This is a genomic window from Actinomadura rupiterrae (assembly GCF_024172125.1).
GTDB classification, from domain to species: Bacteria; Actinomycetota; Actinomycetes; order Streptosporangiales; family Streptosporangiaceae; genus Spirillospora; species Spirillospora rupiterrae.
Window position 1 is genome coordinate 402,548 of record NZ_JAMZEA010000002.1, and the last position, 26,779, is coordinate 429,326.

A 26,779-nucleotide genomic window follows, 5' to 3' on the forward strand; every position below is an offset into this window, starting at 1 on the left:
GGGATGTGGTGGTCTCTCAGACGGCGAAGAGCGGGTCGGCGGGCAGCCGGTGGGAGTCGTTCGGCACCGGGGTGGCGTAGGTGTAGTCGAACAGCGTCGACACCTCCGGGTGCGGCGACTCGTCGGCGAAGGACGCGGCGTCGGCGACGATCTCGGCGATCTCCGCCTCCAGCCGCTCGACGTCCTCGGCGGACAGCAGCCCGGCCTCCTGGAGGTCGAGCTGGGCCTTGGCGAGGGGGTCGGCGGCCTTCAGGGCCTCCTTCTCCTCCTTGCTGCGGTACTTGGCCGGGTCGACGACCGAGTGGCCGCGCAGCCGCGGGCTGGTGCACTCCAGCAGGTAGGGGCGGCTCTCCGCGCGGGCGCGCTCGACGGCCTCGCGGGCCGCGTCGCGGACGGCCACGACGTCCGTGCCGTCCACCCGGGCGCTCGCCATCCGGTACGCCGCGCCGCGCTTGTACAGCTCGGGCTCGGCGGCGGAGTGCTCGACCGTGGTGCCCATGCCGAGGCCGTTGTTGATGATCACGAAGACGACCGGCAGGTTCCACAGCGCGGCGATGTTCAGCGACTCGTGGAACGCGCCGATCGCGGCCGTCCCCTCGCCCATCTGGACCATGACCACGTCGTCCCCGCCCCGGTAGGAGACGGCCAGCGCGGCGCCGGTCGCGAGCGGCAGCTGCCCGCCGACGATCCCGTAGCCGCCCAGTAGGCGGGCCTCGGTGTCGAACATGTGCATCGACCCGCCCCAGCCCTTGGACACGCCGGTGGAGCGGCCGTACAGCTCGGCCATCACGCGGCGCGGCTCGATGCCCTTGGCGATCGCGTAGCCGTGCTCGCGGTAGTTGGTGAACAGGTAGTCAGTGGGGCGCAGCGCCGCCATCAGGCCGACGACGGTCGCCTCCTCGCCGAGGTTCAGGTGGCAGTAGCCGCCGATCTTGGCCTCGGTGTAGGCCCGGGCGGTCCGCTCCTCGAACCGGCGCACCAGCAGCATCTGCCGGAAGTACTCCACCCGCGCCTCGTCGTCGGCCCTGCGGCGGGCGACGGCGCTGGCGCGGTTGTCGGCGGGCTTGGGGGTGCCCTTGCCCGCCGTGCCCCTGGTGTTCGCGGCGCGCGCGGTGGTGCGGCGAGCGCGGCCCGGGGCCGCCTTCGTGGTCTCAGCCATCGGCGTTATTCCTCCGTACGTGGAGCGTGCCGCGGGGTCGCCGCGCCACTCATCACCGATCATCATTGATCAATGATCGATCATATGCCCTCGGTCAAGAGGTCTGGACCAGTGCCGCACCGGTGTACATACCGGCACTCCCCGTACCATGGGGGACGTGAACGCCCCGCCCGTCGCCCCGTCCGAGGACCGGCCCGCGCCCCTGCAGCGCACCGGTCTGGTCGAGCAGGTCCGCGAGTTCATCGTGGACGGCATCTCCAGCGGCCGCTGGCAGCCCGGTGAGCGCATCGTCGAGCGCCGCGTGGCGGTCGAGCTGGGCGTCAGCCAGGGCCCGGTCCGCGAGGCGTTGCGCCTGCTGGAGACATTGCGGCTGATCGAGTCGCTGCCGAACCGGGGCGCCCGCGTGCGGCCCTTCGGGGAGCGCGAGCTGGCCGAGATCTTCCCCGTCCGCGCGGGCCTGGAGCGCACCGCCGTGGAGCTGGCGCTGCCCCGCCTGGCCGGCCACCTGGACGAGCTGGAGGCGCAGAACGCCCGCCTCGCCGAGGCCGCCAGGGCCGGCGACCTGGACGAGCAGATCCGCGAAAGCATCCACTTTCACCGCCTCGTGGTCGGCCACAGCGGTAACCAACTACTTACCTCGGTCTGGGAGGGCCTCGGCATCGAGGTCTGGACGACCCTCTCCCTCCGCCTGCACCGCACCGAGATCTACTCCAAGTCCGCCGAGCACGCCCGCATCATCGACGCCTTCCGCCGCCAGGACCCGTCCGCCGCCCAAATGCTCCACGACCACGTCATGAACTACGCCCCCCTGACCTGCCGCCCGTCCTAGCCGGCGCCCGTCCTAGCCGGCGCCCGCCCTAGGCAGCGCCCGCCCTGGACGGCGTCCCTCCTAGGCAGGCCGCCACAGCCGCACCGGCCACTCGGCGTCCCCCACGGCCAGCGAGCCCCCGCCCGGCGCGAACGCCACCCCCTTGGTCTGCCCGCTGAACGGCATCGCCGACCCGATCTGCTCGAACCGGTGGAGATCCCACACCCGCAACGGCTCACCCGGCGACCAGACCGCCGCGGCCTGCCCCTCCGGACCCACGACCACGGACGTCGCCGTCGAGTTCATGGCGAGCGTCGGCTGTTCGGGAAACCCGTTGCCGGTGGCGTGCCACACCCAGCTCCAACCGGGGTCCACCGCGACGATGGTCCGCCCCTCCGGCGAGAACGCCGCCGACCTGATCCGGTGGAGCGAGCCGATCCTGGAGCGCGGCCCGTCGTGCCGGGACTCCCCGCCGTCGTCGAACCGGTAGGCCATCACCGCGTTGACCGAGTTCCTGTGCTGGAGGACCTGGAGCCGCCCGTCCGGCAGGAACACCAGGGCCTGGTCGTGGGGGTGGAGCCAGAGGGACGGGGTGTCGGCGGCCGGTTCGGGGTCTCCGAGGCGCTCGCCCGTCTCGGTGTTCCAGACGAAGCACCGGCCGGGATGGGACTCGTCCGCATGGCCGCCCGCGAGCAGCAGCCCGTCCGGGCTGAAGGCGAGCGAGACGACCCGGCGCTGCCGCAGGACCGAGAGGTCGGTGAGGATCCGGTGCCTCGGGACGGGCCCGTCGAGCCACCACAGCGCGACGTGGTCCTTGGGCACCGCGTACGCGATCCGCCGCCCGTCCGGCGCGACGGCGAGCGCGCTGACCGGGCCGCTTCCGGAGACGCGGCCCGGGCTCGCCGCCAGTTCCTTGCGCGGGACGGGCGGGAGGGTCGTCGTGCAGCGCAGGTGCTCGTCCCACAGGCGGACGCTGCCGTCCGCGTGGCCGGTGGCGAGGAGGTCGCCGCGCGGGCTGAACGCGACGGCGGTGGCGCCCGCGCTCTCCTCGGGCAGCAGGCCGGGGACGCCCGCCTGGACCCACCACGGTCCATGCCGTTCAGCCGGTGTGAAGCGGGGACGCGCCACGATGCCGGGCTGCGGCCGGAGCCGCGGGTACGGGTAGGGCGCCGCCCCTTGCCGGTGGGCGGGGTTGCGCGTGAAGGGGTGGCGGTCGGCGGTGTCGGTGCCGCGCTGGTTGGGGGACGGGAGGCCATGCGCGGTCAGGCGGCGGCGCAGGTGCAGGTAGAGGTCGCCCAGGGTCAGGGTTTCCGGGCCGTCCTGGACGCCTTCCCTGATCAGGGCGAGTAACTGGGCGGTGAAGGACGTCGCGACCTCGGCCTGCTCCGCCAGCGGGACGACGTGGGCGGTGTGGTCGCTGGCGGTGAGGGTGTAGACGCCGCGGACGTCGGTGGTGTCGGCGACCTCGTCCAGGGCGGAGAGGGACTCGATCGCGCGACCGGAGTAGCAGCAGTCCAGGATGACGATCTTGGTGGCGGCGGGGCTGTCGCGCAGGAGGTCGCGGACGCGCCGGTACTCCAGGCCGGTGAGGTCCGGGTCGTCCAGGCCGGTGTCGGAGACGGCCAGGCACAGCTCGCCGTTCGGGAGCATGACGCCGTGGCCGACGAAGTACAGCAGCAGGACGTCCTCGGTCTCGCGCGCCAGGGCGCGCAGGCGGCGGGCCAGCGGGCGCCAGTCGGACGGGTCGGGCTCGACGGTCACGCGGTCGTCCGGCCAGCCGCACAGGGACGGGTCGGTGAGGACGTCCCGTAAGCCGGTGAGGCTGTTCGCGGCGGCCGGGAGCTGGGGGAAGGCCGGGTCCTCGTACTTCGCGGTGCCGATCAGGATGGCGCGGGAGCGGGAGAAGTCAGGCATCGTCGTTGTGCAGGGCCTCGCGGAGGAGGGGCAGGACGGCGTCGGCGGGGAGGTCCTTGGTGTCGATCTTGACGCTGCCGCGCGGGGTGGTGACGGTGACGCTGACGTCGGGGCGGCGGGTCTTCACCCAGGCGACCAGGACGTTGGTCAGCGCGGCCGCCGCGCCGCCGGAGCCGAGCGCGACGACCAGCACGTCCGTCGCGCCGCCGAGCTCGCCCTCGCGGGGCGGCGCGGGCTCGGCGCGGACCCGGCCGGTGAGCGCGCGGTCGCCGCGCAGCAGCTCGAAGAGACCGGCCGTTTCCTGCACCGTGTCGCCGCCGTTGACCTTGATGCGTGCGTCCATGGCCAATATGGGAGCACGGAAACGCTTGGCGGGCGAGGGTTTCGCGGGGCCCGGCCATCTTGAGCCACAAGGGCACGGCGTCTTGTCCCAGAGCGGCTGGGCGGGTTGTCCCGGGGCGGCCGGGCGGGTGATCAGTCGGCGCGGGAGAAGCGGCGGGCCGACCAGACCAGCGGGACGGTCGCGAGCAGCGCGAGCAGGATCCACTCGGCGAGGATCGGCGGGTGCCACGGCCCGACCGCGAGGGGGCGGAACAGCTGCGGTGGCGCGTCCGGCAGCCGGGACGCGACCGTGCGGCGCAGCGCGTCCACCGCGTAGGTGAGCGGGTCGGCGAGCGCCAGCGTGGCGAGCCAGGCGGGCGCGGCGGCGAGCGGGAACATCGCGCCGGACAGGAACGTGAGCGGTGCCATCAGCACCGACACGGCCGTCCCGTAGGTCTGCGGCCGCCGGACGAACGTCGCGACCAGCACGCCGAGCGCGGTCATCGCCAGCGACGTCAGCGCGAGCTGCGCGCTGAGCTCCAGGACCAGCACCGGTTCGGCCGGGACGCCGATCAGCGGCCCGGCGGCCAGCAGCAGCGTGCCCTGGACGGTCGCGATGGTCGCGCCGCCGAGGCACTTGCCGAGCATCAAAGACTCGCGCCGGACCGGCCCGGCGAGCAGCTCCCGCAGGAACCCGGCCTGCCGCTCCCACAGCAGGGACGCGCCGACCGAGACGGCGGGTCCCAGCGCGGCGGTGACCAGCGCGCCGGAGAACACGAACAGCTGGTACGACTCGCGCCCGACGCCCGGCATCAGCCCCGACAGCCCGACCCCGAGGACGAACAGGAACAGCAGCGGCTGCACCATCGACAGCGTCGCCCCGAGCCGGTCGCGCCGGAAGTGCAGCAGGTCGCGCCGCCACACCATCCGGACGGCCCGGGCCTCCGCCCCCACCGGCCGCGCCCGCCGTGCACACGCCTCGGCCGCCTCGCGCGGACGGGCCACGGGTGCGGACGCGGGCAGCGGAAGGGACGGGTTGTCGTGCAGCGGACGGCCCGTGTAGTGCAGGAACACCTCGTCCAGCGTCGGCGCGGACGCGTCCGGCGAGGTCAGCTCGGCCTTGAGCGCGGCGGGGGAGCCCTCGGCGACGATCCGCCCGGCGTCGATGATCGCGATCCGGTCGCACTGCTCGGCCTCGTCCAGGTAGTGCGTGGTGAGGAAGACGGTGACGGCCTCGCGCTCCCGGACGGCCCGCAGGTGCTCCCACACTCGTGCGCGCGCGTGGGGGTCGAGGCCGAGGGTCGGTTCGTCCAGGACGAGCAGCCGCGGCCGGTGCAGCAGCGCGCGGGCGATCTCCAGCCGCCGCCGCATGCCGCCGGAGAACGTCCCGGTGATCCGGTCGCGCTGCCCGGTCAGGCCCACGAGATCGAGCGCGTGGCCGACCCGGTCGGCGACCAGCTCGGGCGGGATGTCGAACAGGTCGGCGTGGAAGCGGAGGTTCTCGGCGGCGGTCAGGCCCAGGTCGAGCGTGGTCTCCTGGAACACCAGCCCTATGTGCCGGCGCGCTTCGAGCGGGTCGTCCAGGGTGTCGTGCCCGGCGATCGCGACGCGCCCGGCGGTCGGCCGGGTCAGCGCGCACAGCATCGCGATCGTCGTGGACTTGCCCGCGCCGTTCGGGCCGAGGAACGCCAGGCACTCGCCCGCCGCGACGGCGAGGTCCACGCCGTCCACCGCGACGACGTCGCCGTAGCGCTTGCGCAGCCCGGACGCGGCGATCGCGAGCGGCGCCCCCGGAGCCGCCCCCGCCGGACCGGGGACGGTGCGGGGCGCGGTCACGCGGCGGGGCGCGGTCACGCGGCGGCCTCCAGCGCGGCGCGCCAGCCGTCCGGGACGACGAAGCCGAAGCTCCACCGGTGCCGCAGCGTCGGGTTCACGATGCAGTGCCAGAACAGCCGCGCCGGGTCCTGCTCGATCCGGAAGAACCGGGCCATGCGCGGCCGCTCCCGCAGCGTGACCAGCTCGTCCGAGCCGGGCCGCTGGTACCGGAAGAACGAGGTCGCGGACGGGTCGTCGAACGGGCCGTCGAAGTCGATCAGGTACATCCGCCAGCCGGGCTGGTCCTCGTTGGTGTGCCAGAGCCGGTAGGAGGACGGCGGGTACCACATGCTCCCCGAGAACCGGACCTCCGGCCCGAACACCTCCTCCAGCGCCCGGACGAGCCGGACCTTGGCGTCCAGGTAGTCGTCGTAGCCGGGGTGGACGACGTGGTCGTCCAGGTTGACCAGGTGGAAGTCGCGGCGGCCGCCGCCGGACGCGGACGGCAGCCCGGCCTGCCAGCTGCGGTAGCCGGGCCCGCTCGGCGCGAGGTCGGTGGACGCGAGGTCGACCGGGTCGAACGCGTCCGCGAACGCCGCCAGGTCCACGGTCGGCGGACGGACCTTGACGCGCGGCAGCAGGTCCAGGACGGCGCCGAAGCCGGGCAGCCGGTCCAGGTCGTACTCGGCGTGCAGCACGGTCGTCCCGGCAGGCGGCACCGCACCGCCAGGCCGCGGCGGCACCGCACCTCCAGGCCGCGGTGGCACCGCACCGCCGGGCCGCGGTGGCGCGGACGGCGGCGGCGCGGGCGGCCCGGCGGCGGTCTCGGCGGACGCCTGGGACACCGCGGCGAGGTCGAGCGCGGAGAACTCGTACCCGTGGCCGCGGGCGAGCCGGAGCAGCTCCCGCACCCCGGTCATGGCCCGCATCCGGATCCGCAGGTCGGGGTCGGCGTCGGCGACGTGCATGAACTCCGCGCAGGCGTCCACGGACATTCTCGTCATCACTCCTCGGGTCGGGACGGCGGGTCGAGCAGCAGGACGGACGGGACGCGCCCGGGATGGGCGAGCCGCAGGAAGTGCAGGCCGAACCCGGCCATGCCGAGCATCAGTCCCGGGAAGAACCCCGACTCCGGCCCGGGCCGGGCGTCGGCGAGGTTGCGCCACTGGTTCTGGGCGTGCAGGTTGGCCTCGACCCGGAACGCCGGCTCCTCGGCCAGCAGCGCGTGCCGCAGCAGCAGCTCGGCGTTCCCGGACCGGCCGTGGCAGAGCGTGTCGTTCATCAGCCGAGGGAAGTTGCGGACGGTCGCGGCGAGCGCGCAGCGGGCGTCGCGGAGCACGTCGTCGTCGGTGCGTCCGAGGACGTCCCAGGTGGCGAGGCGGCTCAGCCCGATCCCGGCGGCGCCGTTGCACCAGGCGTTGGCGAAGTGCCGTCCGCGCCAGATCGGGCCGCCGGGCGAGGACCGCAGGTCGTACCAGTCCTGGACGACCTCGTCGAAGTGCCGGGCCTCGTACGCGAACGCGCGGTACGCGGCGTCCGTGTAGGCGTCGCGTCCGATGCGGCGGCCGAGCGTGGCGAGGGCCCAGCCGATGCCGCCCGCGCCGTGCGCGAAGCCGGTCAGGTCGGCCATCGCCGCGCCGTCGTCGCCGCCGGACCAGGACAGCGCGTCCCCGTCGGCGTTGCCGTTGCGCATCAGGTGCTCGGCGCAGCGCAGCGCGAGGTCCGTGCCATGCCCGCCGGTCGCGTCGGCCAGCGCGAGCAGGACGGGGATGAGCCCGGCGACACCGTGGTAGACGTCCAGGTGCAGGTCCCGCTCGATGTCCGGCGCGAGGCCGTCGGCGAGGGCGGCGGCGTGGTCGAGCAGGTCCCGCTCGTCCCAGAGCCGGTGCAGGTGGACGAGCGTGTAGATCAGCCCGCCCCGGCCGGTGTAGGCGCCGATGCGCGCGGCGTCGGTGGACTCCAGCGCGTGCGCGAGGGCGAGCCGCGCGGTCCGCTCGAACTCGGGACGCGGGCTCAGGTCGTTCAGGTAGGCGAGGAACAGCGCGACGCCCGCCGACCCGTTGTAGAGGTCGGCCTCGATGCCCACGGCCTCGTGGCCCTCCATGCCGACGATGTAGGACGTCCAGGGCGCGCCGTGCGGGCGGGCCTCCGCGCACAGCCGCAGCGCGACGCCCTCGGCCTGCTCGACGCAGGTCGCCGCGAAGTCCTCGTTCGCGACGTCGCCGCCCGCGAGCCCGGCGGCGATGTACTGCCGCTGGCGGCGCCGGTCCTCCTCGGTCAGGCCGCGGATCCGCTCCGCCGCGACGTCCAGCGGCGACGCCGCGAGGCGCAGCTCCACGTGCGCGCCGCGGTCGTGCGTCACCCGCACGCCCTCCGCGGGGACGTCGAACAGCGGGATGTCCATCCGCCACATCGACGCGGCCTCGCGGTCCGGGAACGCCATGTCGTGGTCCCAGACGCGCGGGAAGTGCCGGACGGTGTCGATCAGCAGGTCCACCTCGACCGGGTCCATCAGGCAGCGCGGGTGCCGCGCGGCGCTCAGCAGCTGCCCGTAGATCTGCGTGCTCCAGTTCAGGAACCGGACGCGCGCCCCTGCGAACAGGTCGCGGACCAGCTCCGCCGCGCCCTCGCCCTGCCGGACGAACCACCGGTACACGGCGTCGAACCCGGCGGCGACGTCCGTGGCGAAGTCCTCGGCGTGGGTGAGCTCGCCGGCGGCGAACACCCGGTTGGCCGCGCCGGGATCGACCCGCACCCCCGCCACGTGCCGGACGGACGCGGCGAACGACGGGCCCCGCTCGTCCAGCCGGGGGACGCGGACGGGCAGTTCGTACGCGCCGCCGCCCGCGTAGCCGCTGAGCCGCATCGAGCCCTCGGCGCCGGCGCGCCCGGAAGGCCACTCGATCAGGCCCGTCCGGAACACCGAGTCCATCACCGTGCCGGACGCGTCCGGACGCTCGTCCGGGACGGCCCCGAGCACGGTCTCCCCATCGCACACGAACGCGTGCCCGTCGGCGACGAGGATGTTCTCGAAGTGCAGGTCGCCGCCGCCGAGCACGAAGAACAGCGCCAGGTACCCGCCCAGCTCGGCGTACACGGCCGCCGCGCCCGCGCGGTCCGGGACGTCGTTGCGGCCGGGCGGGATCAGCGCCTCGTACCCGTAGCCGTCCTTCGGCAGGACGTGCCGGGACGCGAAGCCGAGCACGCCGTCCCTGCGCAGCCGCTCCAGGAGCCGCTGGAGCGCGGCCTCGCCCTTGAGGCAGCGCGGCTTGTAGACCAGCTTCTCCGGGCGGTCCCCGGTGGCGACGTCGAGGACCACCACGCCGCGCGATCCGGCGTGGTCGTCGCCGCGTCCGAGGTCGGCCCCGAGAACGTTGGTGACCGGACGGCCGAAGAACACTTCGCCGACCTCGTCCGCGTCCGCGCGGAGCCGGGTGACCAGCTCGCGGCCGTGCTCGGCGAGCAGCGCGGTCACGTGCGCGAGCCAGCGCGCGAGGACGGGGAAGTCCAGGAAGAACCGGTGGTAGCCGTCCGCGTCCGCGAACGTCGCGTCCAGGTGCGCGGTGAAGTCGGCGGTGGACGCGGCCTCCGGGTCGATGCCGTGCTCCGCGCAGTACGCCTTGGCGTCGGTCTCGACCGCCCAGGCCATGGCCAGCGCGAACCGGTCGAGCAGCCGGCCCTGGAAGTCGTCCGCGATCCGGGCGTCGAACTCCGGCCCGCCGCCCCCGTCCTCAGCCAGGACGGCGTCCATGCGCCGGCCCAGCTCGGCGAGGAACGGCGCGCAGACGATCGCGTACCGGCCGTGGAACACCTCGGGCGCGCGCCACCACGGCTCCGGGCCGGACTCGTCCTGCGGGTCGCCGGCCTTGTCGGGAAGGGCGTCGAGCGCGGCCCGGTAGGTGGGGAGCCATCCTGCGTGCTGCTCGTCCAGCAACCGGCCGAAGGACGAGTCGGGGCCGGTCAGCAGCAGCTCATGCCCGCGGTAGGCGGTGAGCAGGGCGGTCAGGGCCTCACGGTCGGATCCGCCGCGTCCGGCCCGCGTCCGCGCGCGCGGCCGGGCACCGCGTTCGGCGAGCTTCGCCGCCTGCCGCGCGATGAGCCAGGTGTCGAACTCGGTGAGGTCCGGAGGGTCCTGCGGGGGGCCGAGCGCGTGCACCGCGCGCCGCCGCTCCTCCAGGTTGGCGGCGCGGGCCGCGAGGTCGAGACGGTGCGGGTTCACAAACGGACGCTCCTCGGCAGGGACGTGGCGGTGGGGGCGGTGGGCCGGACGGGCCGGCCCACCGCCGTCGTGCACGGCCCGCGGGTCGCCCGCGCGGGCCCCCGGCGGGCCCGCCCGGCACGTCACCGCGGGGCGCGCCGGGACGGCGTCAGTGGTGGTGGTGCTTGGTGGTGCCGTCGCACAGGAACGTGATCGGGCCGGCGCTGCAGGTCGAGGCGCAGGCGTAGACGTCCACGGCCGCGATGCCCTCGGTCCAGTAGCCCAGCGCCTCGGCGTCGGGCTGCTCGACGGACTCGGGGACGGCGGTCACGCCGAAGTCGGCGGGCCGCTCCAGCAGCTCGGCCCGGAAGCCGGCGTCGGCCGCGGCGTACCGCAGAATGGTCGTGGGGGGCATTTCTGTTCCTCCTTGCGAACTCACGAACTCACGTTTGCGTGCCTCACGGAACGTCCGGCCGGTCGGACATCTCGGTGGCCAGCCGAATTCCGATGAGCCGTTCTATCGCGTGGATCTCCTCCACGGCGGTCACCATTTCGGTGGCGTTGTTCTGCCAGGCGACGACCTCCACTTCGTCCGGGGTGAGGGCGGCCGGGGCCCACAGCGACTCCAGCCAGTGCTTGGTGACCTGCGGGTGCAGGCCGGGCGCCCGCGTCGCCCGCTCGGCGAGCGGCAGCGGGTCGAGCGCCAGCGCGTCCGCCAGCACCCTGGCCAGCGGTCCGTCCGGTCTGAGCAGCGAGCACAGCACCGCCAGGTGCTGGATCCGGCGGACCGTCTCGATGTTGCGGTGGGTGGTCAGATCGCTGGGCGGCTTCGGCCCGGTGCTCCACATCGCGCCTCCCGTGATCCACCGGCCGTGGTCCCGGCGGTCATTCCGGCCGGGCGTTCCCGGGCCGGGGCCGCCCAGATTAACAACGGTTAATGACACCGGTGAAGTACTGAGTGGGGAATGCTTGTATCCCGCGCGACCACGTTTCGCGCTCGAATTGTCAAGCGGTATACCGAAAAGTTGGTCTGCGTCGTTGGATCCGCCTATTTCCAGACCCTTCGGGACACCCCGGCGCCCCTGGCGGCCGAGGCGCGCCAGTCCGCCGCACCGGCCTCGGGGACGGCGGGCGCGGGGGGTTAGCTGGAGGCGCGGACGACCAGGTGCGGCGGCAGGATGACGACCGGCTCGGCCAGCGGCTCGCCGTTGATTCGGGCGAGCAGGAGCCGGGTCATCTCTCGGCCCATCTCCTCGGCCGACTGGTGGACGGTGCTGAGCGGCGGGTCGGAGAGCGCCGCGGACGGCGAGTCCTCGAAGCCGACCACCGCGACGTCGCCCGGCACGTCCCGGCCGTGCCGCCGCAGCACCCGGACGGCGCCGAGCGCCATCGGGTCGTCCGCGGCGAAGATCGCGTCCAGCTCCGGGTCGAGCGCGAGCAGCTCCTCGGCCGCGGCGATCCCGCTGGCCTCGCTGAAGTCGCCGTAGGCGACCAGCTCCGGCAGCCCCGCCTCGGCGAGCGCGGTGCGGTAGCCGGTGAGCCGGTCGATGCCGACGCCCATGTCCTGCGGACCGGCGATGGTCGCGATGCGGCGGCGGCCCCGGCCGACCAGGTGCTCGACCGCCAGCCGCGCGCCGCTGCGGTTGTCCACGTCCACGTACGACACCGGCTCGACGCCGGGCGGACGGCCGCCGAGGACGGTCGGCACGCCGCTCGCCTCCAGCCGTCCGGGCAGCGGGTCCGCGGCGTGCAGGGAGGTGAGCAGCACGCCGTCCACGTGCTGCGCGGTCAGGTACCCCTCCAGCCGCGCGTACTCGGCGGGGGAGCGGGCGAGCGCGAGCAGCAGCTGCAGCCCGGTCTCGGCCAGCGCCGCGCTGACCCCGCGGATCATCCCGGCGAAGAACGGCTCGTCGAACAGCCGCAGCTCGGACTCGGCGATGACCAGCGCGACCGTCTCGGTGCGCCGGGTGACCAGGGTGCGGGCGGCCCGGTTCGGCACGTAGCCGAGCTCGTCGATCGCGGCGAGCACCGCGTCCCGGGCGCGCGGGCTCACCCGCGGCGAGCCGTTGATCACCCGGGAGACCGTGCCGCGGCCGACCCCGGCCAGCGCGGCGACCTCCTCCAGGGTGGGGCGTGTTCCCCGTCCGGCCATCCGCCCGCCTCCCGCTACCGCGCCGCCTGCACCCGCTGTCCCCGCGCGCCGTCCCGCCGAGGCGGCCACCCGCCGGGACGCCCCCGGCGAACGAGCCGCCCGCCGAGGCGGGCGCCCGCCCGGACGGTCCCGGCGGACGAGCCGCCCGCCGGGGCGGTCACTCGCCGGGGCCGCCGCGGCGGATCACCTCCGCGTACCAGCGCGCGCTGTCCTTGGGCGCGCGGCGCAGCGTGGCGTAGTCCACGTGGACCAGCCCGAAGCGCCGTGAGTACCCCCACGCCCACTCGAAATTATCCAGCAGCGACCACGTGAAGTAGCCGCGAAGCGGCACGCCGGCCCCGATCGCGTCGTGGCAGGCGCGCAGGTGCCCGTCCAGGTAGCCGATCCGGCCCGCGTCGTGGACCGTTCCGTTCGCGGGTTCCTCCTGGTAGCCCGCGCCGTTCTCGGTGATGTACAGGTCCACGGCCGGGTACTCGCGGTGCAGCCTGACTAGCACCTCCGCGAGCCCGGACGGGTCGATCTCCCAGCCCATCCCGGTCGTCGGGCGCCCGGTGGACGGGAACCGGACGTGCTCGCTGCCCACCCACGGCGAGTGCTCGGCGAACGGCGACGACGCGGCCTGCGGCGCCGAGTCCGGGTCGCCGCTGACGGTGTGCCGCGAGTAGTAGTTGATGCCGAGGTGGTCGACCGGCTGGTTGATCAGCGCGAGATCGGCGTCCGGCGGCGCGAACCCGTACCGCTCCACGTCCGCGAGGACGTCGCCCGGATAGCGGCCGAGCAGCAGCGGGTCCAGGAAGAACCGGTTCTGCAGGCCGTCCACGCGGCGCGCCGCGTCCACGTCGGCCTCGGCGTCCGACGCGGGCGTCACCGCGTACAGGTTCACGGCCGCGCCGAACAGGTTGTCCGGACGCTGCGCCCGCATCGCCTGGACGGCCAGCCCGTGCGCCAGCATCAGGTGGTGCGCCGCGTGCAGCGCCGCGGCCGGTTCCCGCCGTCCCGGCGCGTGGTCGCCGGACGCGTACCCGAGGAACGCCGCACACCACGGCTCGTTCACCGTCAGCCAGTTCCGCACCCGGTCGCCCAGGACGGCGTGCACCTCGGCCGCGTAGTCGGCGAACCGGTGCGCGGTGTCGCGGACGGGCCATCCGCCCGCGTCCTCCAGCGTTTGCGGCAGGTCCCAGTGGTAGAGCGTGGGCCAGGGCTCGATGCCCGCGTCGAGCAGCGCGTCCACGAGCCGGTCGTAGAACGCCAGGCCGCGGCCGCCGGGCGCCTGCGCGCGCGTCCACGACACCGAGAACCGGTAGGACGTCAGCCCGAGGTCGCGCATGATCGCCACGTCCTCGCGGAACCGGTGGTAGTGGTCGACCGCCACGTCCCCGGTGTCGCCGCCCAGCACCGCGCCCGGCCGCCGGACGAAGGTGTCCCACACCGACGGCGCCCGGCCGTCCGCGCTGGTAGCCCCCTCCACCTGGTACGCGGCCGTCGCCGCGCCCCACCGGAACCCGTCCGGGAAGATCGCCGCGCCGCTCATGCCTTGACCGCGCCTTCCATGATCCCTCCGATGATCTGGCGGCCGAACACCACGAACACGACCAGCAGCGGCAGCACCGCGACCGAGGTCCCGGCGAACATCAGCGTGTAGTCGTCGAAGTGGCCGTTGGCCAGGTTGTTGATGGACAGCTGGACGGTCGGGTTCTCCGGGTTCAGCACCGCCAGCGGCCACATGAAGTCGTTCCAGGTCTGCATGAAGGTGAACAGGCCGAGCACGCCGGCGGCCGGGCGCAGCGCCGGCAGGACGACCCGCCAGTACACGCCGAACGTCGTGCAGCCGTCCACGCGCGCGGCCTCGACCAGCTCGTCCGGGACGGCCTGCGCGGCGTACTGCCGCATCATGAACACCCCGAACCCGGTCACCAGGAACGGCACGACCACCGCCTGCAGGTGGTTCTGCCAGCCCAGCCTCACCATGATCATGTAGAGCGGGATGATGCCCATCTGGACCGGGATCATCATCGTCGCGACGATCGTCAGCAGCAGCGCGTTCCGGCCGCGGAACCGCAGCTTGGCGAACGCGAACCCGGCGAGCGAGGCGAAGAACACCGTCGAGACCGTCACGCAGGACGCCACGATCGCCGAGTTCAGCAGGCCCTTGGCGAAGTAGGCGTCCTGGTTGGCGAACAGCCGGTGCACGTTGGAGCCGAGGTGCCCGCCCGGCAGCACCGGCGGCGGGACGTCCGCGACCACGTCGTTGGTGCGCGTCGCCACCACGAACATCCAGTAGATCGGCGCGACCGACAGAGCCGCCGCCGCGAGCAGCGTCAGGTAGGTCAGCGGACTGGCCTCCCACAGCCCGTGCAGCTTCCGGGCAGGCCCCTGCAGCTTCCGGGCGGGCCCGTGCAGCTTGCGCGCGGGCCGGGTCAGGGGAGCGGGGATCGTCATCGGGTGCCTCCCGCGCGCCGGACGAAGGCGAAGTTCAGCAGCGAGAAGGCGATGATGAGCAGGAACAGCGCCCAGGCGACCGCCGCGCCGTAGCCGTACCGGTCATGCCCGAACGCGCTGTCGTACATGTACATGGTCAGCGTCTGGAACTGGTGCGTCGCGCCGCCGTCCATCTTGTTGGACGTCCCGCTGCCGAACAGCACCGGCTCGGTGAACAGCTGCAGCCCGCCGATCGTGGAGATCACGACCGTGAACAGGATCGTCGGGCGCAGCAGCGGGACGGTGATCTGCCAGAACTGCCGCGTCCGGGACGCGCCGTCGATCGCCGCCGCCTCGTACAGGTCCTTCGGGATCGCCTGCATCGCGGCGAGGAAGATCAGCGCGTTGTAGCCCGTCCAGCGCCAGTCGACCATCACCGAGATCGCCGTCCAGGACCAGGCGCGGTTCGCGTGCCAGTCGACGTGGCTGTGCAGCAGCCAGTTCACGAACCCGAAGTCGGTGTCGAAGAGCTGCCCGAACACGATCGCGACCGCCGCCATCGAGGTGATCAGCGGCGCGACGACCGCGATCCGGAACACGGTCGCGCCGCGCATCCGCCGGTTGAGCGTGTTCGCGAGCAGCAGCGCCAGCAGCAGCTGCGGGACGGTCGAGAGCGCGAAGATCCCGACCGTGTTCACCAGCGCGTGCCAGAACTGGTCGTCCCCGAACAGGTAGCTGTAGTTGCCGAAACCGGCCCACTTGCGCGTCCCGGACGCCAGCCCCCAGTCGTGCAGCGACACCCACAGCGTGTAGACCAGCGGGTACGCGCCGAAGACGAGGAACACGACGAAGAACGGCGCGACGAACGCGTACGGGCTCGCCTTCAGGTCGAGCTTCGCGAGCCGCGACCGCCAGGCGCTCGGCTTCGGCGGCGCCCCGCCCGCCCGGGAGGCGGAACGGACGGGACGCGCGTCCAGTGCGGTCACCGAAGCACCTTCGCGCCGGCCGTCGCCGCCCGGCACCGCTTCGCGGCGGGCCGGGCGCCCTTCAGGACGGGATGCCATGGGACGGCGCTCACCGGGCGGCCTTCTTGGCGGCGTCGACGGCCTTGCCCCAGGCGTCCTCGGGCTTGACCTTGCCCTGCCCGACCGCGATCAGGACGTTCTCGACGGCCTGCCGGACGTCCTCGTTCTTCGGGCCGAGGTACACCGGCTTCACCGACGCGACCAGCTGCCCGAAGATCTTCCCGGTGGGCGCGTTGCCGAAGTAGTCGTTCAGCGCGCCGGATACGGCCGGGTCCTGCTCGGCCTTCACGTTGGACGGGAAGGTGTCCTTGGCCTTGAACGCGCCGACCTGCCCCTGCGCGCCGGTCAGGAACTTCGCCAGCTCGGCGGCGTCCTTGGCGTGCTTGCTCTGCTTCGGCACCGCCAGCCACGAGCCGCCCCAGTAGCCGGACCCGCCGGGCGTGGTCGCGACGTCCCAGCGGTCCTTGCCGAAGTCGCCGGAGAACTGCTTGATCCCGCCGAGCATCCAGGACGGGCAGGGCACGGTCGCGAACGTGTCGCGCTTCAGCGCCGTCTGCCACGGCGGCGTGAAGATCGACATGTCGGCCGTCATCTTGTTCTGCTCGAACTTCAGCGCCGTGTCGAACGCCTGCTTCACGGCCGGGTTCGTGTCGAAGACCAGGTTGTTGCTCTTGTCGAAGTAGCTGTAGCCGGGCCCCGCGCCCGCGTTCTGCAGGACGGTGGCGCGCAGGACGGCGGTCGGACCGTCCAGCCACTTCGTCCCGGACACCTTGCCCTGGAACCTCTGGCCGGTCGCGAAGAACTGGTCCCACGTCGGCCAGAGCTTGCCCACCTGGTCGCGGTCGGTGGGCAGCCCGGCCTTCTTGAACAGGTCCTTGCGGTAGCACATGGCGAGCGGCCCGACGTCCGTGCCGAGCCCGACGAGCTGGCTCCCGTCCGGGCTGAGCCCGAGCTGCCACTTCCACGGCAGGAAGTCGCCCTGCATGCTCCGCGCGCCGTAGTCGAAGAGGTTCACGAACTTCGTCCGCTGCTGCATGTAGGTGGGGAGGATGCCCTCCTCCAGCGCGACGACGTCGCCCGCGCCGCTGCCGGTCGCGATCCACTGCTGGAGGCGCGGCTTGTAGTCGTCCAGGGACGAGACCTTGCGCTGCCGGACCGTGACGCCGGGGTGCGACTGCTCGAACTGCTGGTACAGCCCCTCGTAGCCGAACTCGCCGAACACGTCGACGGTCAGCTGGATCTTCTTGTCGGACTTGGAGTCGCCTCCGCCGCCGCATGCCGCCGCGAGCACGCCGGCCGCCGCGAGTACGGCGACGGCCCTCAGCCGGTTACCCCTCATCATGGGTCCCTCTCTAGACGATGCTTTCTGGACCGATATATGTGGGAGCGCTCCCACGAAGGAAAGAACGTGACCCGGCTCACTGTCAATCCCCGCAATCCAACCGTTACCAAGCCAGACGCCCCGACCTGCGAGAGGTCGGGGCGCGCACGCGAAGGGACGCTACGAAACGGCCGGTACCGCCGGTTACGGGACGGCGGGCACCGCCACCGGGGCCGTGGACCGGCGGACGACCAGCTCGGGCCGGTAGAGCAGCTCGGTGCGCGGCGGCCGCCCGCCGCCGATCTCCTCCAGCACCGTGCTCACGGCGGCGAGCGCCATCTCCCGCACCGACTGCCGGATCGTGGTGAGCGGCGGGTCCAGGTAGGCGGTCAGCGGCGAGTCGTCGAACCCGACGACCGACACGTCCTCCGGCACCCGCAGTCCGCGCTGCCGGGCGGCCCGGATCGCGCCGAGCGCCATGATGTCGTTCCCGCAGCAGATCGCGGTGCAGCCCCGGTCGAGGAGCTTCTGCGCCGCGGCCTGCCCGCCCTCGACCGTGTACATCGTGTTCACGACGAGCTCCTCGGGCGCCTCGCCGAGCAGCGTCTTCAGCCCGCGCAGGAAGCCCTCGGTCTTGCGCCGCGTCGGGACGTACACGTCCTGCCCGATCGCGAGCCCGATCCGGCGGTGCCCGAGCGAGCCGAGGTGCGCGACCGCCGCTTCCAGCGACGCGACGTCGTCGTTGGAGATGAACGGCGCGTCGATGTCCGGGCGGTGCCCGTTGACCAGCACGATCGGCAGGCCCTGCTCGGTCAGCCGCGCGTACCGGGCGCGGTCGGAGTTGGCGTTGGCGTGCAGGCCGTTGACGAAGATGATCCCGGCGACACCGCGTTCGAGCAGCATCTCCAGGTAGTCGTCCTCGGCCACGCCGCCGGGTGTCTGCGAGCACAGCACGGCCATGTAGCCGTGCCGGGCGAGGGCGCTCTCGATCACCTCGGCGAACGCCGGGAAGATCGGGTTGGTCAGCTCGGGGATGATCAGCCCGATCAGCCCGGCGCGCTGCTGCCGGAGCCGCGCGGGCCGCTCGTACCCGAGCACGTCCAGCGCGGCGAGCACCGCCTGCCGGGTCGCCGCCGACACCCCGGGCCGCCCGTTCAGCACCCGGCTGACCGTCGCCTCGCTGACCCCGGCGTGCCCAGCGATATCGGCCAGACGCGTCGTCATGACCCTGAACTTACCTTCCACCAGGCCGCGGTGTCGGGCGGGAGGACGAGGCCGGCGCCGTCCTCCCACGCCACCGGGCCGCTGGTCAGGATCGGTTCGCCGGCCGCGGGGACGACCACGGGCGCGTCCCCGGTGTTGACCGCGCAGCCGACGGCCGTCCCGTCCGGCGCCGGACGGACGAACGCGAGCGCGCCGTCCGGGGCGTCCAGCCAGGTCAGCGGCCCGTCGCCGAGCGCGGGCTCGGCATGCCGGATACGCAAAGCCGCCTTGTAGAGCGCGAGCATCGACTCCGGGTCGGCCTCCTCGGCGGCGACGGTCAGCGCGCGCCAGGCGGCCGGAACCGGCAACCACGAGGACGGCCCGTCCGAGAACCCGAACGGCGGCTCGTCGCCCTCCCACGGGATCGGGACGCGGCAGCCGTCGCGGCCCGCGTCCTCGCCGCGTCCGGCCTGCGGGTCCTTGCGGAACTCGGCGGGCAGGTCGAGAACCTCGGGCAGGCCGAGCTCCTCGCCCTGGTAGACGTAGGCGGAGCCGGGCAGCGCGAGGGTCAGCAGGGCCGCGGCGCGGGCGCGGCGCAGCCCGGTCTCGCCGCCGCCGAAGCGGGTGGCATGCCGCTTGACGTCGTGGTTCGACAGCACCCACGTCGCCGGCGCGGACCGGGCCGTGCGCAGGGTCTCCTCGATGACGGCGCGCAGCTTTGCCGCGTTCCAAGGCGTCCCGAGGTAGTGGAAGTTGAACGCCTGGTGCAGCTCGTCCGGGCGGGTGTAGGCGGCGAGGCGCGCGGTGCTCGGCGCCCACGCCTCGGCGACGCCGACGCGGTCGCCCGGGTAGGAGTCGAGCAGCTTGCGCCAGGCGCGGTGGATCTCGTGCACGCCGTCCTGGTCGAAATAGGGCAGTTCGGCGTGGCCGAGCATCTCGGCCTGGCCCGCGCGGCCGACGTCGGGGAGCCCGGCGGCCTTGACCATGCCGTGCGCGACGTCGATCCGGAAGCCGTCCACGCCGAGGTCGAGCCAGAACCGCAGGATGTCGTCGAACTCCGCGCGGACCTCGGGGTTCTCCCAGTTCAGGTCGGGCTGCTCGGGCGCGAACAGGTGCAGGTACCACTGGCCGTCCGGGACGCGCGTCCAGGCCGGCCCGCCGAACACCGACTCCCAGTCGTTCGGCGGCAGCGCTCCGTCCGCGCCGCGTCCCTCGCGGAACATGTACCGCTCGCGCTCGGACGACCCGGGCGCGGCGGCCAGCGCGTCCCGGAACCACGGGTGCCGGTCGGACGTGTGGTTCGGGACGATGTCGACGATGACGCGCAGCTCGTGCGCGTGCGCGTCCGCGATGAGGGCGCGCGCGTCGTCCAGCGTCCCGAACAGCGGGTCCACGTCCCGGTACCCGGCCACGTCGTAGCCGAAGTCGGCCATCGGCGAGACGTAGAACGGGGTGACCCACAGGGCGTCCACGCCGAGGCGCGCCAGGTACGGCAGGCGGGACCGGATGCCCGCCAGGTCGCCCACGCCGTCGCCGTTCGCGTCGGCGAAGCTGCGCACGTACACCTGGTAGATCACCGCGTCCCGCCACCAGCCGGTGGTCGGCGATTCGGTCATGGTTTCCTTTCGGGTCGGAGAACCGGTCACTGGGCCGGGGGTCACTTCACGCCGCCGGCCGTGAGGCCCGCGACGATCCGGCGCTGGAAGACGAGCACGACGGCGATCAGCGGGACGGTCACCACCGCGCCCGCCGCCATCTGCGTGCCGAACGGCTGGTCGAAGCCGGACACGCCGGTGAACTTGGAGATCGCGACCGTCGCGGTCTGCATCTCCTTGCGGTTGACCATCGACAGCGCGATCAGGAACTCGTTCCATGCCGCGATGAACGTCAGGATCGCGGTGGTGAACACGCCGGGCGCGGCCAGCGGAACGATGATCTTCCGGAACGCCTGGCCGCGGGTGCAGCCGTCCACCATCGCCGCCTGCTCCAGCTCGAACGGCAGCTGCCGGAAGAACGCGGTGAGCAGCCACACCGACAGCGGCAGCGCGAAGCCGAGGCTCGGCACCACCATCGCCTGGTAGGTGTTGATCCAGCCGATGTCGGTGAACAGCTTCAGCAGCGGGACGAGCTGGGAGACGCCCGGGAACATCGTCGTCGCGATAACCAGGCCGAGCACCGCGTTCTTGAACCGGAACTCCAGCCGGGCCAGCGCGTACGCGGTGAACACGCCGACGACCAGCGTGAGGACCGTGGTCGTCCCGGCGACGATGACGCTGTTCAGCAGCGCCCGTCCGAAGCCGTTGTGCCCGCCGAACACCGCGCGGAAGTTCTCGGTCGAGACCGGCGACGGGACGGGCGAGTTGTCGAACTGGTCCTGCGGGCGGCGCAGCGCCGACGCGACCATCCAGTAGAACGGCGCGAGGCAGTACACGGCGACGGCCGCGAGCCCGAGGTAGGAGAGCGCGCGCTTCACCGCTTAGCCCCCTTCGCCGAACGCCGTGCTTCGCCGATGATGTCGGCGCCGAGCAGCTTGACGAACAGGTAGGCGATCAGCGCGATGTAGCCGAACAGGATCGTCGCGTACGCCGCGGCCGAGCCGTACCGCAGGTTCGTCGCCTCGAACCAGGCGAGCATGGTCAGGGTCTCCACCGACTTCTGGTTGACGCCGACGAGGACGGCAGGCAGGTCGAACATGCGCAGCACGTCCAGCATCCGGAACAGCACGGCGACCAGCAGCGCGGGCTTGATCAGCGGCAGCGTGACGTAGCCGAACCGCTGGAGCGCGCTCGCGCCGTCCACCTTCGCGGCCTCGTGCACCTCGCGCGGGACCATCTGCAGCCCGGCGAGCACGAGCAGCCCGATGAACGGGGACGTCTTCCAGACCTCGGCGATGACCACCGCGATCTTCGCGGCGAACCCGTCGGCCGTCCAGAGCACCTGGTGGCCGAGGACGGCGTTGGCCGCGCCGTCCGCCTGGAAGATCCAGCGCCAGAGCAGCCCGGAGATCGCGGTCGGGATCGCCCACGGCACCAGGATGCTCGCCCGCACGACCGCCCGGCCGCGGAACGCCTGGTGCATGATCAGCGCCATCCCGACGCCGATCACCGTCTCCAGCGCGACCGTGGTCACGGTGAAGAACGTGGTGTTGGTGAACGCGTTCCAGAACGCGTCCGCGCGGTCGCCGTGGAAGATCGAGGTGTAGTTGTCCAGGCCGACGAACTTGTCGCCCTGGACGACGAAGCCGTCCGCGTCGAGGCCGTTGCCGCGCGCGTACAGCGACTCGCGCAGCCCGGCGAGCACCGGGTAGCCGACGACCAGCGCCAGGACGAGCAGCGTGGGGGAGAGCAGCAGCGCCGCCATCCGCCGCTCACCGCGCCTGCCGCCGCTCGGGCGGGGCTTGCGGGCGGTGCGGACGGCGGCGCTTCGCGAAACCGTGCTCATTGCGCGGCGGTCAGCGTGGTCAGCTTGCCCTGGAGGTCGGTGACGGCCTGGTCGACGGACGTCCGGCCGTTGACCGCGTCGTACACCGAGCCCTGGATGGCGGCCGTCACGTCGCCGTACTTCACCACGACCGGACGCGGCTTCGCCGTCGTGATCGCCTGCTTCAGCACCGGCAGGTACGGGAACTGCTTGGCGAGCGCCGGGTCGTCGTACAGGGACGCGACGGTCGGCGCCTGCGAGGTCGCGAGGAGGTTCGCGCGCTGCGCCTGCTCGCCGGTGAGGTACTTGATGAAGTCGAACGCGGTCGCCTTGTTCTTGGCGAACGCCGAGATCGCGAGGTTGTGCCCGCCGAGGTTCGCGACGCCCGGGCCGTTCGGTCCGGGCAGCGGCGCGACGGCGAACTTGCCCGCCACCTTGGACGACCCGTCCGACTTGCCGGCCAGCGCGTACTGGTACGGCCACTGCCGCTGGAACAGCAGCTTGCCGCCCTGGAAGTAGCGCCGCCCGCCCTCGGTGTCGAGGGTGACGGCCTCCTTGGGCATGTGGTCCTTGCGCGCGTCGGCAAGGAACTGGATCCCGGCCTTGACCTGCGGGGTGTTCACGGCCGGCTTGCCGCTCGCGTCGAGCAGCGAGCCGCCCTGCGCCGCGACCGCCTCGACCGCGCTGATCGTCAGGCTCTCGGTCTTGTTGACCTCGGTGAAGTAGCAGTCCACGCCCTTGCCCTCGGGCAGCGCCTTCACTTTGTCGCAGTCGGCCCACATCTCGGCGTAGGTCTTCGGCGCTGCGGAGATCCCCGCCTTGTCGAGCAGGTCCTTGCGGTAGTAGAGCATCCCGGCGTCGGAGGTGGACGGGACGGCGTACAGCTTCTCCCGGTACTCGCCGGTCGTGACCGTCGCGGGGAGCATCTTCGACAGGTCGATCTGGTCCTTGGGCAGCGGTGTCAGCCAGCGGTTCGCGGCGAACTCGGCCGTCCAGACGACGTCCAGGTTGAGCACGCCGTACGCGTCCGACTTCGTCTGCGCGTTCTGGATCATCTGCTGGCGCTGGTCGTTCGGCTCGTCCGGCAGCTCGACGACCCGGACCTGCTCCTTCGGGTGCGCGGAGTTCCAGCCGTCGATCTGCTTCTGCAGGTTCCCGGACCGGTCCTTGCCCGTGACGAAGGTGATCGGGCCGCGTCCGTCCAGGGCGCCGGACGGTGCCTTGGCCTTGCCGTCGCCGCCTCCGCCGCAGGCGGTCAGCGCCGCGAGCGCCAGGCAGGTCACCGCGCCGGCCGTGATGGTACGCCGCATGGGGGGTCCTCCTCCGCGAAACGGGATGACGTGGAGAGCAGCCCGTTTCACCTGTTCCTCGTGGGGGTGGTGCGGTGACGCTAGCAACGCGCCGCAAGCGACGTAAAGAGCTTGCAGAAACTTTCTGCAAGCCGACAAAGCGCTCGACTCGGCCGTTCCGGGTGCGGCACGCTGCTCGACGTGACCGCATTCGACCGGCTCGTCCCCGACCACACCGTCCTGGCCGTGGTCGTCGGCTCGCGCGCCTACGGCCTGGACACCGCCGCCAGCGACACCGACCGCCGCGGCGTCTTCGTCGCGCCCACCGAGCTGTTCTGGCACTTCGACAAGCCGCCGACGCACCTCACCGGCCCGCTGGACGAGCAGTTCTCGTGGGAGTTCGAGCGCTTCTGCGAACTGGCGCTGGCCGCGAACCCGACCGTCCTCGAATGCCTCTGGTCACCCCTGGTCGAGACGGCCACCCCGATCGGCGAGGAGCTCCTGGATGCCCGCGGCGCGTTCCTCTCGCGCCACGCGCACCGGACGTTCCTCCGCTACGCCGACGGCCAGTTCCGCAAGATGGAGAACCACGGCGCCCGCAACCCCAAGCACGTCATGCACATGCTGCGCCTCCTGCTTAGCGGCCTCCACCTGCTGGAACACGGCGAACCGATGGTCTCGGTCGGGGCGCACCGCGACCGCCTGATGTCCGTCCGGCACGGCGAGATGCCCCTGGACGAGGTGGACGCCTGGCGCCGATCCCTCTCCGCCCGCATGGACTCGGCGCTCTCGTCCTCGCCCCTCCCCGCCGAGCCTGACCGCGCGCGCATCGACGCGCTGCTCCACTCCGTCCGCCGAAGGAGCCTGAGCGGATGAACCTGCCCGACGGCCTCATCGCCGACGTGGACGCCTGGCACCCCCACCCGCGCGCGTTCCTCACGATCTCGGGCGCGCACCTGTACGGCTTCCCGTCCCGCGACTCCGACATCGACCTGCGCGGCCTGCACGTCCAGCCGCTGCGCGAGGCGATCTCCCTCGAACCCGGCCGCGACACCCACTCCCGCATGTGGTTCCGCGACGGCATCGAGGTGGACGTCGTCACCCACGACGTCGCCAAGTACTGCCGCCTACTGCTGCGCTGCAGCGGCGAGATCCTGGAACAACTCACGTCGCCGCTGGTAGTCGAGACGTCCCCGTTGCACGCCGAACTCCTGTCGCTCCTGCCTTCGCTGGTGTGCACCGGCTACGCCCGCCACTACTTCGGCTTCAGCCGAGGCCAATGGAACGAGTTCGGTAAGGAAGACCGCCTCAAGCCCCTGCTCTACACGTTCCGAACCCTGCTCACAGGCATCCACCTCATGCGCGCGGGCGAGGTCGAGACCAACCTGACGCGTTTGGCCGCCGAGTACGGCCCGTCCTACCTGCCATCCCTGATCGAGGCCAAGCTGAACTCCGAACACGGCGGCACCCCCGCAGACCTCCTGGACCGCGCCCGCTTCACCTCTGACTTCGAGGCCCTGACCGCACGCCTCGAATCCGAACGCGACGCGTCATCCCTGCCGGACGCTCCGTCATGCAAGGACGCCCTGAATGCCCTGGTCGTCCGAACCCGCCTCGCCGCGAATCAGTAAAGCCTTATGCTCAGCGGCATGGCGGACGGATGGGCTCCCGGCGGGATCGACACGAGCGTTCCCAGCCCGGCCCGGATCTACGACTACCTCCTCGGCGGCAAGGACAACTTCGCCGTCGACCGCGCGGCGGCCGACAAGATCCTTGAGGCCCTGCCGGACGTGCTGACCGTCGCGACCGAGAACCGCGCGTTCCTCGGACGGGCCGTCCGGCACGTGGCCGAACAAGGAGTGCGGCAGTTCATCGACCTCGGCGCCGGCCTCCCGACGAACGGCAACGTCCACCAGGTCGCGCACGAGGTCCACCCGGACGCCCGCGTCGTCTACGTCGACAACGACGCCATGGCCGCCGCCCACGCCCGAGCCCTGCTCCGCGACGACAAGGTGGCGGTCGTCCACGCCGACATAAGGGAACCGTCTGCGATCCTCGCCGACGAGGCCGTGACCCGCCTGATCGACTTCGACGAGCCGTTCGCCCTGGTCGCCACCGCCGTCCTGCACTTCATCTCGGACGCCGACGACCCGCACGCCATCCTCGCCGCCTTCACCGCGAAGATGGCGCCCGGCAGCCACCTCATCCTCACCCACGGCTCGGTACCCGACCCGTCCCACGAGGACGAGCTGGTCAACGACGCCTACAAGGGCTCGGGCACCGACCCGTCCGGCCGCACACCCGCAAGCATCCGCGCCTTCTTCAATGGCCTGGACTTCCTCGCACCAGGCGACCTCGTCCAACCCCGAGACTGGCCAACCCCCACAGGCGCCCCGGCCCCGAAAACCCTGACCGTCCTGGCCGGCGTAGCCCGCAAGCCCTGAGAAACGTCGGCGGCCTCCCGTACCGTGGGTCCACGTCCGTCCCACGCGTCCCGGAAGGCTCCGCATGGCCGCGCCAGACCGCCCGCTCCTGCCCGGCCAAACCCGCGCCATAGAGCGCACGGTCACCGCGATAGCCGAAGCCCTGCCCCCGGCCAAACGCGACCGCTTCCTAGCCGAAACGAGCCAGGCCGAAGACGGCGCGCTCGACGCCGTCCTGGACCACTGGTGGCCGGACGCCATGCTCGACCAGGTCCCCGGCCGCGAGCGCCGGGTGGACGACGCACTAGCCGGACGCGGGCTGGTCTCCCTGGACGACCTGGCCGAACGCCGCCGCCGGTGACCGACCCCGACCGCGGCTGGACCGTCTTCTGCCAGGAAGAAGCCGCCGCCGACCTGCACGCCATGCCCAGCCCCCTCTTCGAAGCCGTCCTGACCTACTTGGTCCACTTCGCCACCCAAGCCGGCGCCGCCATAAACGCAGGCGCACAACCACCCGGCACCCCCAGAGACAACGCAGGCCACCGCTACGACCTCTGCATCCCAGGCCACCCGGTCATCATCGAGTACTTGGTGGTCCAGGACATCAAAGAATTCCGAATAACCACCGTCCTCTGGCTCGGCTGACTACATCTCTTCGAGCTCGGCGAACGACACGTCCAACTTGACGCCCTCGGGCAGCTCGGCGGTCAGCGCCCCCCGGTGGACGGTGAGCAGCCGATAAGAGCGCCCTGCCCAGTCAAGCCGGTACTCCTCGACCGAGTGGATACGCGTGTCCTCCATCACGACGATGAGGAACACCGGAATCCGCTGGAAGGCGTACTCCGCCTTCTTGTCCACGAAGTCGGTGTCCTCGTTGGTGCTGGTGATCTCGATCGCCACCAGCACATCGGCCGAGGTCAACCTGCTGCCGCGCTCAATGCAGCGCAGCACGCTGACATCCGGCCGCCGCACCGTAAAACGCCTACGCTCGTCAGTGATGTGCAGATTGACGTACGCGTACTTCATATCGGTGTCCTGGAACACCTGAATGCAAGGCTGTGCGGGCCTCGCCGCAATCAAGGCGCTCTGAAGGCGGAAGGCGACCATCTGGTGCTCTGGAGTCGGCGAGGCGCAGAAGATGACATTGCCGGCGACGACTTCGATGCTATGCGCCACGTCTTCGGGCAGCGCGTCGTATTGCTGCTCGGAGATGAGCAGGCTGGACGGGTCCGTGGCCCAGACCGGCTGTGTCATGCGCTCCCCTTGGCGAGTGCTGTCGAATGCGCCGAGGTCAGCCTATGCGTCAGCGGTGA

At 72.3% G+C, this 26,779-nt stretch carries 25 protein-coding genes; 6 read left to right on the plus strand and 19 right to left on the minus strand.

Translation table 11 applies throughout. The features are described 5' to 3' along the window. Positions 1–16: 16 nt before the first annotated feature. The gene (gene pdhA / locus FHU30_RS06330; RefSeq protein WP_253872817.1) at positions 17–1,159 is read right to left on the minus strand and encodes a pyruvate dehydrogenase (acetyl-transferring) E1 component subunit alpha; all 1,143 of its coding nucleotides are present in this window, start codon (positions 1,157–1,159) and stop codon (positions 17–19) included. Between the two features lie 157 nt (positions 1,160–1,316). Between pdhA and FHU30_RS06335 the strand changes: the two genes are divergently transcribed. Next, positions 1,317–1,988, plus strand: coding sequence for a GntR family transcriptional regulator (locus tag FHU30_RS06335; RefSeq protein ID WP_253872820.1), 672 nt, complete (start codon positions 1,317–1,319; stop codon positions 1,986–1,988). 60 nt (positions 1,989–2,048) lie between these two features. Here FHU30_RS06335 and FHU30_RS06340 read toward each other — a convergent pair whose 3' ends face one another. The 17 genes from FHU30_RS06340 to FHU30_RS06420 all read right to left on the minus strand — a co-directional run bounded on the left by FHU30_RS06340 (position 2,049) and on the right by FHU30_RS06420 (position 23,064). Then, entirely contained in the window at positions 2,049–3,881 is a 1,833-nt protein-coding gene (locus FHU30_RS06340) for a caspase, EACC1-associated type (protein ID WP_253872822.1), read from the minus strand. Beyond that, a complete protein-coding gene (locus FHU30_RS06345; RefSeq protein WP_253872824.1) occupies positions 3,874–4,224 on the minus strand; it encodes an effector-associated constant component EACC1 in 351 nt (116 codons plus the stop codon). The genes FHU30_RS06340 and FHU30_RS06345 overlap by 8 nt, the downstream gene beginning before the upstream one ends. Before the next feature lie 131 nt (positions 4,225–4,355). After that, on the minus strand, positions 4,356–6,056 hold the full coding sequence (locus FHU30_RS06350) for an ATP-binding cassette domain-containing protein (protein WP_253872826.1): 1,701 nt from the start codon (positions 6,054–6,056) through the stop codon (positions 4,356–4,358). Next, positions 6,053–7,021, minus strand: a complete 969-nt coding sequence (locus FHU30_RS06355) for a Nif11-like leader peptide family natural product precursor (protein WP_253872828.1) — start codon at positions 7,019–7,021, stop codon at positions 6,053–6,055. The genes FHU30_RS06350 and FHU30_RS06355 overlap by 4 nt, the downstream gene beginning before the upstream one ends. Beyond that, the gene (locus FHU30_RS06360; protein ID WP_253872831.1) at positions 7,021–10,236 is read right to left on the minus strand and encodes a type 2 lanthipeptide synthetase LanM family protein; all 3,216 of its coding nucleotides are present in this window, start codon (positions 10,234–10,236) and stop codon (positions 7,021–7,023) included. The genes FHU30_RS06355 and FHU30_RS06360 overlap by 1 nt, the downstream gene beginning before the upstream one ends. A 148-nt stretch (positions 10,237–10,384) precedes the next feature. Next, positions 10,385–10,630 (minus strand): cinnamycin family lantibiotic, encoded by a 246-nt coding sequence (locus tag FHU30_RS06365; RefSeq protein ID WP_253872833.1) that lies wholly within the window; start codon positions 10,628–10,630, stop codon positions 10,385–10,387. Positions 10,631–10,673: 43 nt separating this feature from the next. Continuing rightward, complete coding sequence (locus FHU30_RS06370) at positions 10,674–11,063, minus strand: DurN family substrate-assisted peptide maturase (protein WP_253872836.1); 390 nt, start codon at positions 11,061–11,063, stop codon at positions 10,674–10,676. A gap of 293 nt (positions 11,064–11,356) precedes the next feature. Then, positions 11,357–12,367, minus strand: a complete 1,011-nt coding sequence (locus FHU30_RS06375; protein WP_253872840.1) for a LacI family DNA-binding transcriptional regulator — start codon at positions 12,365–12,367, stop codon at positions 11,357–11,359. Between the two features lie 157 nt (positions 12,368–12,524). Next, on the minus strand, positions 12,525–13,898 hold the full coding sequence (locus FHU30_RS06380) for a GH1 family beta-glucosidase (RefSeq protein ID WP_253872842.1): 1,374 nt from the start codon (positions 13,896–13,898) through the stop codon (positions 12,525–12,527). After that, positions 13,895–14,806 carry a carbohydrate ABC transporter permease gene (locus FHU30_RS06385; protein ID WP_253872845.1) on the minus strand — a complete coding sequence of 304 codons (912 nt, stop codon included), beginning with the start codon at positions 14,804–14,806 and terminating at the stop codon, positions 13,895–13,897. The genes FHU30_RS06380 and FHU30_RS06385 overlap by 4 nt, the downstream gene beginning before the upstream one ends. Beyond that, on the minus strand, positions 14,803–15,771 hold the full coding sequence (locus FHU30_RS06390) for a carbohydrate ABC transporter permease (protein WP_308211209.1): 969 nt from the start codon (positions 15,769–15,771) through the stop codon (positions 14,803–14,805). The genes FHU30_RS06385 and FHU30_RS06390 overlap by 4 nt, the downstream gene beginning before the upstream one ends. A gap of 88 nt (positions 15,772–15,859) precedes the next feature. Then, on the minus strand, positions 15,860–17,152 hold the full coding sequence (locus tag FHU30_RS06395) for an ABC transporter substrate-binding protein (RefSeq protein WP_253872847.1): 1,293 nt from the start codon (positions 17,150–17,152) through the stop codon (positions 15,860–15,862). A gap of 183 nt (positions 17,153–17,335) precedes the next feature. After that, entirely contained in the window at positions 17,336–18,355 is a 1,020-nt protein-coding gene (locus FHU30_RS06400; RefSeq protein WP_253872850.1) for a LacI family DNA-binding transcriptional regulator, read from the minus strand. After that, a complete protein-coding gene (locus FHU30_RS06405; protein WP_253872852.1) occupies positions 18,352–19,950 on the minus strand; it encodes a glycoside hydrolase family 13 protein in 1,599 nt (532 codons plus the stop codon). Before FHU30_RS06405 ends, FHU30_RS06400 begins: the two co-directional genes overlap by 4 nt. Positions 19,951–19,991: 41 nt before the next feature. Then, positions 19,992–20,807 (minus strand): carbohydrate ABC transporter permease, encoded by an 816-nt coding sequence (locus FHU30_RS06410; RefSeq protein WP_253872855.1) that lies wholly within the window; start codon positions 20,805–20,807, stop codon positions 19,992–19,994. After that, positions 20,804–21,775 carry a carbohydrate ABC transporter permease gene (locus FHU30_RS06415; protein ID WP_253872858.1) on the minus strand — a complete coding sequence of 324 codons (972 nt, stop codon included), beginning with the start codon at positions 21,773–21,775 and terminating at the stop codon, positions 20,804–20,806. Before FHU30_RS06415 ends, FHU30_RS06410 begins: the two co-directional genes overlap by 4 nt. Then, positions 21,772–23,064 (minus strand): ABC transporter substrate-binding protein, encoded by a 1,293-nt coding sequence (locus tag FHU30_RS06420; protein WP_253872860.1) that lies wholly within the window; start codon positions 23,062–23,064, stop codon positions 21,772–21,774. Before FHU30_RS06420 ends, FHU30_RS06415 begins: the two co-directional genes overlap by 4 nt. Before the next feature lie 180 nt (positions 23,065–23,244). On the opposite strand from FHU30_RS06420, the gene FHU30_RS06425 reads away from it, so the two are divergent. The 5 genes from FHU30_RS06425 (at position 23,245) to FHU30_RS06445 (ending at position 26,111) form a co-directional block, all read left to right on the plus strand. Continuing rightward, positions 23,245–23,919: a nucleotidyltransferase domain-containing protein gene (locus FHU30_RS06425; protein ID WP_253872862.1), complete on the plus strand. Its 675-nt coding sequence runs from the start codon at positions 23,245–23,247 to the stop codon at positions 23,917–23,919. Continuing rightward, positions 23,916–24,674 (plus strand): nucleotidyltransferase domain-containing protein, encoded by a 759-nt coding sequence (locus FHU30_RS06430; protein WP_253872865.1) that lies wholly within the window; start codon positions 23,916–23,918, stop codon positions 24,672–24,674. Before FHU30_RS06425 ends, FHU30_RS06430 begins: the two co-directional genes overlap by 4 nt. Positions 24,675–24,692: 18 nt before the next feature. Next, on the plus strand, positions 24,693–25,487 hold the full coding sequence (locus FHU30_RS06435; protein WP_253872868.1) for an SAM-dependent methyltransferase: 795 nt from the start codon (positions 24,693–24,695) through the stop codon (positions 25,485–25,487). 64 nt (positions 25,488–25,551) lie between these two features. Further along, positions 25,552–25,827: a motile sperm domain-containing protein gene (locus FHU30_RS06440; protein ID WP_253872870.1), complete on the plus strand. Its 276-nt coding sequence runs from the start codon at positions 25,552–25,554 to the stop codon at positions 25,825–25,827. Next, a complete protein-coding gene (locus FHU30_RS06445; RefSeq protein ID WP_253872873.1) occupies positions 25,824–26,111 on the plus strand; it encodes a hypothetical protein in 288 nt (95 codons plus the stop codon). Before FHU30_RS06440 ends, FHU30_RS06445 begins: the two co-directional genes overlap by 4 nt. Here FHU30_RS06445 and FHU30_RS06450 read toward each other — a convergent pair whose 3' ends face one another. After that, positions 26,112–26,720, minus strand: coding sequence for a Uma2 family endonuclease (locus FHU30_RS06450; protein WP_253872875.1), 609 nt, complete (start codon positions 26,718–26,720; stop codon positions 26,112–26,114). Between the last annotated feature and the right edge of the window lie 59 nt (positions 26,721–26,779).